13 protein-coding genes are annotated in these 13884 nt (G+C 71.1%); 8 read left to right on the top strand and 5 right to left on the bottom strand.

Features of this window, described 5'->3' with window-relative positions:
* From D474_RS0114585 to D474_RS28810, 3 genes are all read right to left on the bottom strand, one after another.
* The coding region (locus D474_RS0114585; protein ID WP_152476857.1) for an EamA family transporter at positions 1–713 on the bottom strand (713 nt) is incomplete at its 3' end.
* 146 nt (positions 714–859) lie between these two features.
* Positions 860–1045 (bottom strand): response regulator transcription factor, encoded by a 186-nt coding sequence (locus tag D474_RS31075; RefSeq protein ID WP_083931837.1) that lies wholly within the window; start codon positions 1043–1045, stop codon positions 860–862.
* 60 nt (positions 1046–1105) lie between these two features.
* Positions 1106–2686: an MFS transporter gene (locus D474_RS28810; protein WP_051050980.1), complete on the bottom strand. Its 1581-nt coding sequence runs from the start codon at positions 2684–2686 to the stop codon at positions 1106–1108.
* A gap of 290 nt (positions 2687–2976) precedes the next feature.
* Between D474_RS28810 and panB the strand changes: the two genes are divergently transcribed.
* Together panB and D474_RS0114565 are read left to right on the top strand one after the other, a co-directional pair.
* A complete protein-coding gene (gene panB / locus D474_RS0114570; protein ID WP_017614290.1) occupies positions 2977–3831 on the top strand; it encodes a 3-methyl-2-oxobutanoate hydroxymethyltransferase in 855 nt (284 codons plus the stop codon).
* 224 nt (positions 3832–4055) lie between these two features.
* The gene (locus D474_RS0114565) at positions 4056–5096 is read left to right on the top strand and encodes an LLM class F420-dependent oxidoreductase (protein WP_017614289.1); all 1041 of its coding nucleotides are present in this window, start codon (positions 4056–4058) and stop codon (positions 5094–5096) included.
* A 79-nt stretch (positions 5097–5175) separates the two neighbouring features.
* On the opposite strand, the gene npdG is transcribed toward D474_RS0114565, so the two are convergent.
* Both npdG and D474_RS0114555 read right to left on the bottom strand, forming a co-directional pair.
* The gene (gene npdG, locus D474_RS0114560; protein WP_017614288.1) at positions 5176–5871 is read right to left on the bottom strand and encodes an NADPH-dependent F420 reductase; all 696 of its coding nucleotides are present in this window, start codon (positions 5869–5871) and stop codon (positions 5176–5178) included.
* 51 nt (positions 5872–5922) lie between these two features.
* Positions 5923–6114: a hypothetical protein gene (locus D474_RS0114555; protein WP_086002948.1), complete on the bottom strand. Its 192-nt coding sequence runs from the start codon at positions 6112–6114 to the stop codon at positions 5923–5925.
* A 128-nt stretch (positions 6115–6242) separates the two neighbouring features.
* Between D474_RS0114555 and map the strand changes: the two genes are divergently transcribed.
* The 6 genes from map (at position 6243) to D474_RS0114525 (ending at position 13058) form a co-directional block, all read left to right on the top strand.
* Positions 6243–7094 carry a type I methionyl aminopeptidase gene (gene map, locus D474_RS0114550; RefSeq protein WP_017614286.1) on the top strand — a complete coding sequence of 284 codons (852 nt, stop codon included), beginning with the start codon at positions 6243–6245 and terminating at the stop codon, positions 7092–7094.
* A 121-nt stretch (positions 7095–7215) separates the two neighbouring features.
* Complete coding sequence (locus tag D474_RS0114545; RefSeq protein ID WP_026118491.1) at positions 7216–8049, top strand: M55 family metallopeptidase; 834 nt, start codon at positions 7216–7218, stop codon at positions 8047–8049.
* Positions 8050–8205: 156 nt separating this feature from the next.
* On the top strand, positions 8206–9561 hold the full coding sequence (locus D474_RS0114540) for a M20/M25/M40 family metallo-hydrolase (protein ID WP_026118490.1): 1356 nt from the start codon (positions 8206–8208) through the stop codon (positions 9559–9561).
* A gap of 64 nt (positions 9562–9625) precedes the next feature.
* Positions 9626–10627, top strand: coding sequence for a S66 peptidase family protein (locus tag D474_RS0114535; protein WP_026118489.1), 1002 nt, complete (start codon positions 9626–9628; stop codon positions 10625–10627).
* Between the two features lie 107 nt (positions 10628–10734).
* Positions 10735–11022: a helix-turn-helix domain-containing protein gene (locus D474_RS28805; protein WP_017614282.1), complete on the top strand. Its 288-nt coding sequence runs from the start codon at positions 10735–10737 to the stop codon at positions 11020–11022.
* 59 nt (positions 11023–11081) lie between these two features.
* Complete coding sequence (locus D474_RS0114525) at positions 11082–13058, top strand: acyl-CoA dehydrogenase family protein (RefSeq protein ID WP_017614281.1); 1977 nt, start codon at positions 11082–11084, stop codon at positions 13056–13058.
* Positions 13059–13884: the final 826 nt, after the last annotated feature.

The following is a 13884-nucleotide window of genomic DNA, read 5'->3' as shown; positions in this document are numbered from 1 at the left end:
AGGACCAGGAGCGAGGCCGCCTGTCCCACCAGCAGGGCCGCGGCGGTGCCGCCGGGGCCGATGTGGGCGAGCGCATGGAGTTGGAGCCCGAACCCCGCACCCGCGACCACGCCGAGGGCGGCGCCGCGTGCCGTGGTGGACCCGGTTCCGGGGCCGGGCCGCCCCGCTGAGGTCAGCAGCCAGATCGCGGGCAGGAGCCCGGCCAGGGCCAGCAGGGTCACGTGTCCGGGGCGTTCGCCGAGCAGCAGGACCGCTCCGAGCATGGGCAGGGAGACCGAGAACAGGCCCGAGAGCGGGATCACCACCGAGACCCCGCCCCGGCGCACCCCCTCGTAGAGCGCGCAGACGCCGATGCCCGCGCCGACGCCCGAGACCGTGGCCCACGCCAGTTCGGGACCGCTCGGCCGGGCGGTGTCGGTGCACAGCGCGGCCGCGGCGAAGAAGGCGGCGCCCCCGAGCTGGGAGTACACGGCCACACGCAGGCCCGATCCCCGCTTGGCGAGGACGCCGTTGAGGAAGTGGGAGAGCCCGAACAGCACGGCGGCCGCCAAGGCCATCGTCGAGGACATGCACACCTCCGGAAGTCGTGGATGGTCGACGGACCCGCCAGGAGCGGGGCCCGGATCCCGGCGGCGGTCCGGGCCCCGCTCCCATGCTGTGCCGGTCAGACCATTGACGTCCATCGCACAGTTGTGCACGGAACCTGTGACCATGGGTGCATATTGGATCGCAGAATCGACCTACTGCGCGCGGTCGTGCGCTGCGGTGCGGGGACCGACGGGGAACGTGCTGGAGCAGGTGCTGCATGAGCGGATCGCTCCGGCCCTGGGCACCGGGTGACCCCGGCCTGCCGTTCCGGTCAGGTGAGACCGAGGCCGCGGGCCCGGACCGCGGCGGCGTTGCGGTTGGTGACGCCGAGTTTGGACATCAGGTTGCTCATGTGCACGCTCACCGTCTTCGGGGAGATGAACAGCGCCTCCCCGATCTCCCAGTTGGTCCCGCCCGCGGCCAGATGCACGAGGACTTCCTGCTCACGAAGGGTCAGACCGGCCGGGGCGTCGCCCGGGTCGCCGAGTGCGGCCGACCTCCGAGTACGCGGACCGCTTCACCCCGAACGTGTTCCGGGACCGCGACCGCGCTCACCCCGTTCGCCGCCGCCCCCGGAGGAACGCGGCAGCCAGATGAGCACGACGACGAGCCCGACGAGCCCGAACGCCAACGAGACCAGCGCCGCCAGGTGCATGCCCGAGACGAACGCCTCCTTGGCCGGGGCGACGAGCACCCGCCCCGCATCACCGAGCTCCCGGACCAGGGTCATGGTCGCCTCGATCGACTCCCCCGCCGTCCGGGCCCGCTCCTCGGGTACTCCTTCCTCGGCGGCGACACGCTGCAGCTCCGGCGAGAGGGCCGACCGGTAGTGCACGGAGATGACCGCGCCCAGCACCGCCACCCCCAGCGCGGTGGCGATCTGGCGGGCGGTGTTCTGCACGGCCGAGGCCGCGCCGGCCTTGCCCGGGGGAACCGAGGACACGATCGCGTCGGTGGCAGGGGTGAGCACCGTCGCCATCGCCGCCGCCTGCACGAAGAAGAACAGCATGATCAGCGGGATCGGAGTGTCCTGCTGAATCACCGCGAAGAAGACGAACGAACAGCACACGGCGACGATGCCGCCGGCCGCCACGGAACGCGGGCCAGCCTTGCGCACCAGGGTCGGGCTCAGCGGCGCGAAGATCATCTGCCCCACCGCCGAGGGGAGCACGAGCAGACCGGCCACGAGCGGGCTGAACTCGCGCACGCTCTGCCAGTAGAAACTCATGAAGAAGATGATCCCGGCCATGCTGAAGAACAGCAGCAGGATCACGGCGATGGAGACGCTGAACCGCGGGTCGCGGAAGAAGCGCACGTCGAGCGAGGGGTCGTCCACCCGTTTCTCGTGCAGCACGAAGAGTGTGAGCACCCCGAGCCCGCCCAACAGCGCCACGACCACGTCGGGATCGGTCAGCGAGGCCCGCTCCCCCGCGGTGATGACACCGTAGATGAGCAGCACCAGGCCCGGGATCGACAGCAGGACCCCGACCAGGTCCAGGCGTCCGGGGTTCTCGTCGCGCGACTCCGGGATGAGCACGAAGATCAGCGACAGCCCCACCAGGACGAAGGGCACGTTGATGAGGAAGATCGAACCCCACCAGAAGTTCTCCAGCAGCAGGCCGCCGGCTGTGGGACCGATCGCCAGAGCCAGCCCGACCGCCCCGGCCCAGATCCCGATGGCGCGAGGGCGCTCGTCGGACGGGAACACGTCGGTGATGATCGACAGCGTCTGCGGCATGACCATCGCCGCCCCGAACCCCATCGCGGCGCGAGCTGCGATGAGCTGTTCGGGGCTCTGGGAGTAGGCCGACAGCGCCGAGGCCACACCGAACACGAACAACCCGGAGGCGAGCAGTCGCCGCCGCCCCCACCGGTCGCCGAGCACCCCGAAGGTGAACAGCAGCCCGGCGAAGACCAGGGTGTAGGAGTTGATCGCCCACGCCAGCTGGGCCTGGCTCGCACCCACCCCCTGTTCGGGGTCGGAGAGCACACGCAGCGCCACGTTGAGGATCGTGTTGTCGGCCACGAGTACCAGCAGACAGATGATGAGCACGGTGAGCGCTCCCCACCTGCGGCGATGAGCTGTCTCTCGGTCCACGTCACCGTCCCTCGATCTGCGTGAATGCCCTGTGACCCTACCCGGGGCTGCACCGACCGGTATGCCGCGAGAGCACCACCGCTGCCCCACGGGACACGTCCGTCACACATCCGCGGGCGCACGCGCTGCGGGGATGAACCGAAGCGGTATCGGGGTTCCACCCGACAGGGAGCGCCCGGAACGCACCGTGCGATGATGCGGTCACCGCGTTCCGCGCGGCCACAACAATCGTCCACAACGCCCGGGGACACCCACGAGGTGCCTCGAGGACACGTAAGGAACGATCACACATGAACACCACATCCCAGGCCCCCTCGAGAGGAACCGCCCTCTACGGCGGGGTCACGAACCGGCGTGTGACCGTGCGCGACCTGGCCTCGGCCAAGGGGCACGGGGAACGCTGGCCCATGCTGACCTCCTACGACGCGATGAGCGCCCGGATCTTCGACGAGTCGGGCATCCCCGTCCTTCTCGTGGGCGACTCGGCCGCCAATGTCGTCTACGGCTACGACACGACCGTGCCCGTCTCGGTCGACGAGCTCCTGCCCCTGGTGGCGGGGGTTGCCCGGTCCACCCAGCGCGCCATGGTCGTGGCCGACCTCCCCTTCGGCTCCTACGAGGGTTCGCCCCAGCAGGCCTTGGAGACCGCGACCCGCTTCATGAAGGAGGGCCGGGCCCAGGCGGTCAAGCTCGAGGGCGGCACGGAGGTCGCTCCGCAGGTCGAGCTGCTGGTCAGGGCCGGGGTTCCGGTCATGGCGCACGTGGGGCTGACCCCGCAGTCGGTCAACACCCTCGGCGGGTTCCGGGTGCAGGGCCGAGGTGAGGCCGCCGACCAGCTGCTCGAGGACGCCCGGTCGATGGAGCGCGCGGGTGCGTTCGCGGTCGTGCTGGAGGCCGTCCCGGCCGACCTGGGCGCACGCGTGACCGAGGAGCTGGGTGTCCCGACGGTCGGTATAGGCGCGGGCGCATCGACCGACGCGCAGGTGCTGGTGTGGCAGGACATGGCCGGTCTGAGCGACTGGACCCCGAAGTTCGTCAAGACCTTCACCGATCTGCGTGCGTCGCTGCGCGATGCGGCCGAGACCTACGCCGAGGAGGTCCGGGAGGGCAGCTTCCCCGAGGACCAGCACTCCTACAGCGGTTGAGGTCCCCGATGCGAACACAGGGGCGGGGCGAGTGTGCCCCGCCCCTGCCGCGTGCCCGTACCCGTGACGGGGCATCGGACGGGCAGGGCCGGCAGGACGCGCACCTCCTGTGACTCAGGCAACAATCCGAACGATACTCGGTAGTACAGTGACTCGAGACCGAGCAGCGGCCGGTGCACGGGCCCCGGGCGCCGCGGGAACGCCCTCAGGAAGGGACGAAGCACATGCGTATCTCGACGCAGCTCCAGTACGACGGCGACCCGAAAGCGGCCGCCGACTCCGTGGTCGCACTCGAGAAGGCCGGCCTCGACACCGTCTGGGTCGCCGAGGCCTACGGTTTCGACAGCCCCACCCTCATGGGCTACATCGCCGCACGCACCGAGCGGGTGCGCATCGCGGCCGGGATCCTGCCCCTGTACAGCCGCACCCCCACTCTCATCGCGATGACAGCCGCGGGCCTGGACAACATCTCCGGCGGGCGCGCGGTCCTGGGGCTGGGCGCGAGCGGACCGCAGGTCATCGAGGGTTTCCACGGGATCCCCTACAGCAAGCCGCTGACCCGCACCCGCGAGACCATCGAGATCTGCCGCAAGGTCTGGGCCCGCGAGGAGCGCCTGACCCACGACGGCAAGGCCTTCCAGCTCCCGCTGCCCACCGACCAGGGCACGGGCCTGGGCAAACCCCTGAAGATCATCAACCATCCCGTGCGCGCCGAGATCCCCATCCACGTGGCCGCCCTGGGCGTGAAGAACGTGGCGATGACCGCCGAGATCGCCGACGGTTGGCTCCCGCACCTGTTCATCCCGGAGCTGGCCGACCGCGTCTGGGCCGAGCCGCTGGCCGCGGGCAAGGCCGAGCGCGACCCGTCCCTGGGCGAGCTGGAGGTCACCGCCGGCGGCATGCTCGCAATCGGCGAGGGCGAGGACACCAAGAAGCTCCTGGACTTCATGCGCCCGATGATCGCCCTGTACGTCGGCGGGATGGGCGCCAAGGGCAAGAACTTCTACAACACGGTGGCCCAGCGGTACGGCTTCGAGGAGGCGGCCGCCAAGATCCAGGACCTCTACCTCGACGGCAAGAAGGACGAGGCCGCGGCAGCGGTGCCGGAGGAGTTCGTGGAGCTGACCAACATGGTCGGCCCGGAGTCCTACGTGCGCGAGCGCGTTGAGGCCTTCCGCGCCGCCGGTGTCACCCAGCTGAACGTCACCCCCGTCGGCGAGAACCCGGCCGCGCTGGTGGAGAAGGTCAAGGGCTGGGTGAGCTGACCGACCCGGCCACCCGGTGTGTGCCCCGTCCCCGGTCCCGGGGGCGGGGCACACGTGCGAGCGGCCCGGACCGCATCCCTCAGAGACCGGTGATGCGGATCCCGGCGTGGGTCTTGTAGCGGCGGTTGACGGCGATGATGTTGGCGGTGAGCGCCTCGACCTGGTGGGCGTTGCGCAGGCGTCCGCCGAAGACACCCCGCACACCCGGGATGCGGTCGGCGAGCTCGCGCACCGTGTCGGTGGCGGCGCGGTCCTCACCGAGGACGAGCACGTCGAGCTCGACCTCGTCGACGTCCGGGTCGAGCAGCAGGCGCGCGGAGACGTGGTGGAAGGCGGCGGTGACACGGCTGTCGACCAGGATCTGCTCGGCCTGCTGGGCGGCGCTGCCCTCCTCGACCTCCAGTGGAAAGGGCCCGCGCTCGTCGAAGCCGAGGGGGTTCACGCAGTCCACGACGATCTTGCCGGCCAGGGGCTCGACCAACCCCTGCAGCAGCTCGCGGTGGCCGTCCCACGGGACGGCGACGATCACGATGTCGCCCGCGGCCGCGGCGGCCGTGTTGTCGAGGCCGCGCACGTCGATCGCGGAGGACTCGCCCTCCACGAGCTCGGCTGCGGCCTGCTGCGCACGTTCGGGCTTGCGGGAACCCAGGTAGACGGTGTTGCCGGCCAGGGCCAGGCGGCGGGCCAGACCCCGGCCCTGGTCACCGGTACCGCCGAGGACCGCGACGGACGCCGCGGCGACGTCGGCCCGGGGGCTGTCTTCGGTCGTAGTCATGACGCGATCCTGCCACGGGCGTCCCCGAGCGGCATCCAGCGGCCCGGACCCTCACGAGTCGCGCTCGGCCTCGTCCTGCTCGTCCCACTGCTCGTTGCGGCGGGCGGCGATGTCCAACGCGTTCGCCGCCGTCGCCTCGTCCGGGTAGGGACCCATGCGCTGCTTGTTGGGACATCCGGCGCCGTGCTCGACCCGGTTGTGCTTGAGGCAGTACCACCAGTCGCCGTCCAGTACGTCACCCATGTCGGCCTCCTGTTGCATGGCTGTCGGGTTCCCCGGGCGGAGCATGCCCGCCGGGGGCCGTCCGAAGCCTCTCACGCCACACTCGCGAGAGCCCCGCGGCCGCCGCACACGAACTACAATTCGTGTCCATGACTACTCCGCTGGTACCTGGGCGCATCTCGCCACAACGTTCGGTCCCCTCGCACATCGTCCGGCCGGAGTACGTAGGCCGCAAACGGCCCGTCGAGGGGGTCCTCGGCGACATCCAGACCCCGGAGACCATCGAGCGCATCCGCGAGGCCGGCCGCATCGCCGGTCAGGCCCTGCAGGAGATCGGCAAGAACGTCCGCCCTGGCGTGACCACCGACGAGCTCGACCGCATCGGCCACGAGTTCCTGCTGGACCACGGCGCCTACCCGAGCACCCTGGGGTACAAGGGCTACCCGAAGTCGCTGTGCTCCTCCCTCAACGAGGTCATCTGCCACGGCATCCCCGACGACACCGTTCTCTCCGACGGCGACATCGTCAACATCGACATCACCGCTTACAAGGACGGTGTACACGGCGACACCAACGCCACGTTCCTGTGCGGCGACGTCTCCGAGGAGCACCGCCTGCTGGTGGAGCGCACCGAGGAGGCCACCATGCGGGCCATCAAGGCGTGCCGCCCCGGCCGGCAGCTCAACGTGATCGGCCGGGTCATCGAGTCCTACGCCAAGCGGTTCGGTTACGGCGTCGTGCGCGACTTCACCGGCCACGGCGTGGGTCCGGAGTTCCACTCGGGCCTGGTGGTGCCGCACTACGACGATCCGCGTGCGACCACGGTCATGGAACCGGGCATGACCTTCACGATCGAACCCATGATCACCCTGGGCGGCGTTGAGTACGACCTGTGGGACGACGGGTGGACCGCCGTGACCGCCGACCGCAAGTGGACCGCGCAGTTCGAGCACACGCTGGTCATCACCGAGTCCGGCGCGGACATCCTCACGCTGCCCTGACAACCCCGCTCGCACCTTCCGGCCCCGGCTCTGCCCGGGGCCGTTCGTGTCCACGGGGCCGGAACCGGCCGGTTCGCAGGATCCATGGTCTTCACGCGCACGCCCGCGTAGGGTCGTGCGCGTGAAGATCCTCATCTCCGCCGACATGGAGGGCGCCACCGGCGTCACCGGGCCCGCCGACTGCGAGCCGGGCACGGAAGAGTGGCAGCGCTGCCGGTCCATGTTCACCAGCGACGTCAATGCCGCGATCGGGGGGCTCCTCGACGGCGGGGCGAGCGAGGTGTTCGTCAACGAGGCGCACGCGACCATGCGCAACCTGCTCCTGGAGGGGTTGGACGAGCGCGCCACGATGATCACCGGCCGCCACAAGGAGCTCTCCATGGTCGAGGGGGTCCAGGCCAGCGATGTCGACGGCATCGTGTTCCTGGGCTACCACTGCGGCGCCGGCGAGGACGGCGTGCTCGCCCACACCTACCTGCCCAACGCCATCACCGGTGTGTGGCTCGACGGGGCGCCCGCGAGCGAGGGGCACCTGAACGCGGCCGTGGTCGCCGAGTTCGGCACCCCGGTCGTGCTGGTCACCGGCGACGACCGCGCGTGCGAGGACGCCGAGACCTACGCACCGGACGCCCGCAAGGTCGCGGTCAAGGACCATGTGAGCCGCTACGCCGCCCGCTGCCGTCCGCCCGCGCGCACGGCCGCCGCGATCGGCGCGGCCGCCCGCAGCGCGATGGACCTGGCCGGGGCGGTGGAGCCCGCCGCGCCGCGCCCGATGCTGCTGGAGGTCGAGACCGACTCCGCACACCTGGCCCAGGCCGCCGCGCTCGTGCCGGGTGTGGAACGCACCGGGGTCCGCACCGTTCGGTACGAGGCCCCGAACGCCTACGAGATGATCCGCTGTTTCAAGGCGCTGGCCACGCTCGTCTCGCAGGCGATGGAAGAGCGCTACGGGTAGGACTGGGGTCCGGGCCCGCGGAGGGGACCGCCCCGGCCGACCGTGGGTGGTGAACCGAATGCGCCCGGACCGAGTCCGACCAGAGCGTAGGACCCCGGTACCGGCGGCAGTGCACCCGCCGCCCGGGGTGGATCCGTCTGAGAGCGAGGCCGAGCCGTGGGCCACCCATCTGCAATCGTGACCGACCCGGAGACCGGACTGCGCGACGCCGGGAACGAGGCCGTCGACCTGGCTCGGGATCTGATCCGGCGCGACTCGACCAACAACGGCGGGGGCGACGGCGACGAACGCGGGGTCGCCGAGTTCGCCGCCGAGGCGCTGAGCATCGGCGGCCATGTCCCCCAGGTCCTGGAGTCGGCGCCCCGCCGCGCCAACACGGTGCTGCGCGTCCCGGGAACCGACCCCGACGCCCCAGCTCTGCTGGTGCACGGGCACCTGGATGTGGTCCCGGCGGCCGCCGCAGACTGGACGGTCCCGCCGTTCTCCGGGGAGATCGCGAACTGCCCGGTCACCGGTGAAGCCGCCCTGTGGGGGCGCGGCGCCGTGGACATGAAGAACACCGTCGCGCAGGTCATCGCGGTCGTGCGCCGCTGGGCCCGGTACGGCCTGCGTCCGCGGCGCGACGTGGTGATCGCACTGGTGGCAGACGAGGAGGACAGCGCCCACTACGGCGCGGACTTCCTGGTGCGCGAACACCCCGACCTGTTCGAGGGCTGCACGGTCGGCATCGGCGAGGGCGGCGGGGAGACCATCCACGCCGCTACGGAGTCGGGCCGCCCGGTGCGCCTGTACCCGGTGGGGGCGGCCGAGCGCGGCAGCGCCTGGCTGGACCTGCGCGCGCAGGGCACGGCCGGGCACGGCTCGCGGCCCCCGCGCGACAACGCGGTCACGTCCCTGGCCGAAGCGGTCTCGCGCATCGACCGGCACGAGTGGCCCCTGCACCTGACCCCGGTCACCCGTGCGGCCATCGATGCGATCGCGCGCGCCCTGGAGGTGGAACGCGTCCAGGGCGACACCGACACCTACACCGCCGTCGCCGAACTGGTGGGGCGCTTCGGACGGGCGGCCCCGCTCATCGGCCCGACGGTACGCAACAGCGCAGCCCCGACCATGCTCTCGGCCGGGTACAAGGTCAACGTGGTGCCGGGCGAGGCGGTCGGCGGTGTGGACGGCCGTGTGCTGCCGGGCGCGGAGGAGCAGTTCGCGCGGGCCATGGACGAGCTCACCGGGGAGCGTGTGGGCTGGGACTTCGCACACCACTCCCCGCCGGTGTCGGCCCCCGTGGACTCCCCCGACTTCGCGGCGCTGCGAGAGGCGTTGGTGGCACACGACCCGGACGCGTACGTCGTCCCTGTGTGCCTGGCCGGGGGGACCGACGCGAAGGTCTTCGCGCGCCTGGGCATCGAGTGCNGGAGGGACTACGGGAGCCTGTTGCACGGGGTCGACGAGCGGGTGCCGTTGGAGGGTCTGCGGTTCGGGGTGCGCGCCCTGGACACGTTCCTGCGTTCATGAACCGGGCGGGACCGAGAGGGCGGCCCGCGCCCGGAGGGGGTGCGGGCCCGGCGAAGGGTGAGGGATGGGCGAGACGACGGCCGGTGCCCAGGCGAGACCGGCACACGGACGGACGGTGCGACAGGCTCCGGTGGGTGTGCCGGTGCTGGAACGACCTCCCCGGTTGTCGGAGGGCTCCCGCGTGCGTCTGGTGGCGCCGTGCAGCCCGGTACCGCCGGGACAGTTGGAGGCTGCTGCTTCCGTGCTGTCCGGGTGGGGCCTGCGGGTGAGCCTGGGTGCTCACGTGCGCGATCGGCACCCGGCCCTGCCCTACCTGGCCGGACACGACGCCGACCGGGCCGCGGACCTGCAGGAGGCCTGGTGCGATCCGGACGTGGACGCGGTCCTGTGCGCCCGCGGCGGGGACGGAGCGCACCGCACACTCGATCTGCTGGACTTCGGGGCGATGCGGGAGGCCGGCCCCAAGGTGCTGGTGGGCTTCAGCGACATCACCGCGCTGCACGAGGCCTTCGCGGTGGAGCTGGGTGTGGCCACGGTGCACGGACCGGTGGTGGGGACCAAGTACTTCGTGGGTGACGCGGTCGCCCAGCACGAACTGCACACGACGCTGTTCGCTCCGGAAACGCGCACGGTGCTGACCTCCCCGGGTGCGCACGCCCTGGTGCCGGGCCGTGTCGAAGGGGTGACCTTCGGCGGGAACCTGAGCCTGCTCAACGACGGTCTCGCCACGCCGCACAGCCGTCCGTCCGCAGCCGGCGGGATCCTGGTGCTGGAGGACATCAACGAGGACGTGGCCCGCCTGGACCGCATGCTCACGCACCTGATCCGTTCCGGGTGGATGCACGGGGTGTCCGGGATCGTGCTCGGGACGTGGACCGACTGCCCGCCGGACCTGGGCACGATCGCGGAGTTGATGCGTGACCGCCTGGGGCCGTTGGGGATTCCGGTGCTGTGGGGGCTGGAGTTCGGACACTGTGCGGCCCAGATCACCGTTCCGCTCGGTGTTCCGGCGCAATTGGACGCCGAGGACGGCGTGGTGCGCCTGATCGAGCCCGCCCTGGCCTGAGCCGGTCGATCCCGCGTGCTTGACATGAAGCGTTCTGCCTAGCGCACCCTGAACGGGGCCCGTTCGTCCCGGGCCCGGTCGCCCCGGGCGGGGTTACACTGCACGGCATGGTTCGTGAACCGCTGAGCGCAGACCAGATCGAGCGCGGCCGTGCCCTGGGCGCCCTGCTGCGGCAGGCGCGCGCCGAACGCACGATGGTGGAGGTGGCCCGCTGCGCGGGCATTTCGGTCGAGACCCTCCGCAAGATCGAGGGCGGGCGGATCCCCAGCGCCGGGTTCTTCACCGTCGCGGCCATCGCACACACTCTCGGGGTGTCGCTGGACGAGCTCGCACAGCGGGCCGGGACAGCAGTACCCTCCCCCGCACCGGACCGACCACCGCAGGTAGCGGTCTGACGTCTCCCGCGTCTCTCCCATAACGTTGGGGCACAGGCGCAAGAAGGGGGACCGCAACCATGACCGAACAGCCGCTACGAGCCGACGACTCCGAACTGCGGGGGCTGCTCGACGGACGGTGGGCCCACGTGCGCGAGCGTGCACGGGACCTGCTCCAGGGCGAGGACTTCGCCCCCGTCAACGGGCTGTCGATGGAGGACCATCGGGCCCTGACCACCGAGCGGCTCGCCAAGCTGGCCGAGACGGGGATGCAGACCTACGGGTTCCCGGAGGAGGTCGGCGGTTCCGGTGACGTGGGCGCCTCCGTGGTGGCCTTCGAGATGCTGGTCACGGACCTCTCTCTCATGGTCAAGATGGGCGTGCAGTGGGGCCTGTTCGGCGGGGCGATCAACGCCCTGGGCACCGAACGCCACCACCACGAGTACCTGCCGGGAGCGATGTCGCTGGACATCCCCGGGTGCTTCGCGATGACCGAGACCGGGCACGGCTCGGACGTGCAAAGCCTGCGCACGACCGCGACCTACGACCCGAAGACCGAGGAGTTCGTGGTCCACACGCCCGACGAGTCGGCGCGCAAGGACTACATCGGCAACGCCGCCCGCGACGGACGCATGGCAGTGGTCTTCGCCCAACTGCACTCCGCGGGGATCGACCACGGCGTTCACGCGCTCATGGTCCCCATCAGGAACGACGACGGCAGCGCGGCCCCGGGCGTGACCATCGAGGACTGCGGCCCCAAGGCCGGGCTCAACGGCGTCGACAACGGCCGCTTGTGGTTCGACCAGGTGCGGGTGCCGCGCACCAACCTGCTCAACCGGTACGGCGACGTGGGCCCGGACGGCGCCTACACCAGCCCGATCGAGAGCAAGAACCGGCGTTTCTTCACGATGCTGGGCACACTGATCCGCGGACGCATCAGTGTGGCCGGCGGCGCGGGCAGTGCGGCCAAGGCCGCACTGAGCATCGCGGTGCGCTACGCCGACACCCGCCGCCAGTTCACCCGACCGGCCGCCGACGGCGAGCCCGAGCGCGAGGTGCGGATCCTGGACTACCTGGCACACCAGCGCAAGCTCCTGCCTGCGCTGGCCCGCTCCTACGCGCTGCACTTCGCCCAGGAGGAACTGGTCACCCGGCTGCACGAGCTGTACGGGGACCAGGAGCGCGACCCGCACGACCAGCGGGAGCTGGAGTCGCGTGCGGCCGGGCTCAAGGCGATGTCGACCTGGCACGCCACCGAGACCATCCAGACCGCCCGCGAGGCTTGCGGTGGCGCCGGGTACCTGGCCGAGAACCGGATCCCGCAGCTCAAGGCCGACTCCGACATCTTCACCACGTTCGAGGGTGACAACACGGTCCTGCTGCAGCAGCTCACGAAGGGGCTCCTCACCAACTTCCAGGACGCGTTCGGCGACCTCGACCAGATGGGCCTGGCCCGGTTCATGGCGAACAAGGTCTTCGAAACGGTCATCGAGCGCACGGCCGCGGTCCCGCTGAGCGAACGGCTCGTGGCAGCCGCGCCGGGCCGGGGCGGCAACACGAGCCTGTACAACCGCGGTTGGCAGCTGGAGTTGATGGAGGACCGCGAGAAGCACGTCGTGGAGGGCCTGGCCTCGCGCATCCGCCGTGCGAGGAAGGACGGCAGCGACGGATTCGAGGTCTTCAACCACGCCCAGGACCACGTGCTGCGAGCCGGCCGGGTGCACATGGAACGCGTGGTGCTGGAGGCTTTCGTGGCCGGCATCGACCGGTGCGGCGACACCTCCACGGCCAAGCTCCTCAACCGGGTGTGCGACCTCTACGTGATGTCGGTGATCGAGGACGACCGGGCCTGGTTCCTGGAGCACGAGCGCCTGTCCACAGCGCGTGCCAAGGCCGTGACCGCCGCCGTCAACGAACTGTGCCGGGGCCTGCGCCCGTACGCGGTGCAACTGGTGGACGCCTTCGGGCTGCGCGACGAGTGGCTGGCCGCGCCCATCGCTCTGGGCCGCGAGCACGACCGTCAGGGTGACCCGGTCCCCGCGCGCAGCCAGGGCTGAGGCCCGCCGCCTGCCCGCGGTCGGGCCCGCTCCGGGTTCAGGATGAGCCGGGGCGGCCTTCGGGGTGGTGCTTCGGGTGGTCGAAATGGTTGTTCTGTGGTGTTGCCTCGGGGGTGGTGGTTCGTCGGGGGTCGGGATCGTAGCCCGGCCGGGCCGTTTCGCAACCCGCGTCGGCGCCACCCCCGGTCTCGTTCTCTTGTCGGGAGGGTGCGGGTGTGGTGGTGGGTCGGTCCCTGGCGCCTCGGGGTGTGCGTTCCGGCCCTGTTGGCCGGGCTGACCCGACCCGCATCGACGAACCCCTGTTCACCCCCGAGGCCCCTGGCAGCCCAAAGGAACGGGGGTCCACTGCCACCCCTTGGGGTGGCCGCATTGCGACCAACGTTTGCGGCGTGCGGGCGGTGGCTCGCTCCTGCGACGGCGAACTGCTCGGACCCGCGCACTCCCGGCGGGGCATTGAGTGTCAGGGGTGACGGGTGTGCGGGCGGCCCCCGGGCCCCGGACTCGTGGTGGCTCACGAGGGGGTGCTCATGGGGCCGGTTGCTTGTGGGGCCGGGGGTGGCGGGTGTCCGGTTCTGCGGCGTTGTTAGTGCTCTTACTGTCACTACAGGCCGGTGTCGGTGCCCGTAAGAGCACTAACAACCAGAGGGCCGGTTCCTGAAAGGCCGGCGGGTCGGGGCGGGGATCGTGGCAGAGCGGGGCGGGTGGCTCGATGTGGCTCTGGCTGTCCCGGCGCAGTCGGAGGATGCTGCTGCCCCGGTTGGCCCTGGTGGAGTCGGTGGCCCCCGCTCGACCCGCCGGGTGCCGGTCTAGTTGGTCCCGGTCTCGC

This window comes from Nocardiopsis salina YIM 90010 (assembly GCF_000341025.1).
Taxonomy (GTDB): Bacteria; Actinomycetota; Actinomycetes; order Streptosporangiales; family Streptosporangiaceae; genus Nocardiopsis; species Nocardiopsis salina.
This window is presented reverse-complemented; position numbering and strand designations above follow the sequence as displayed.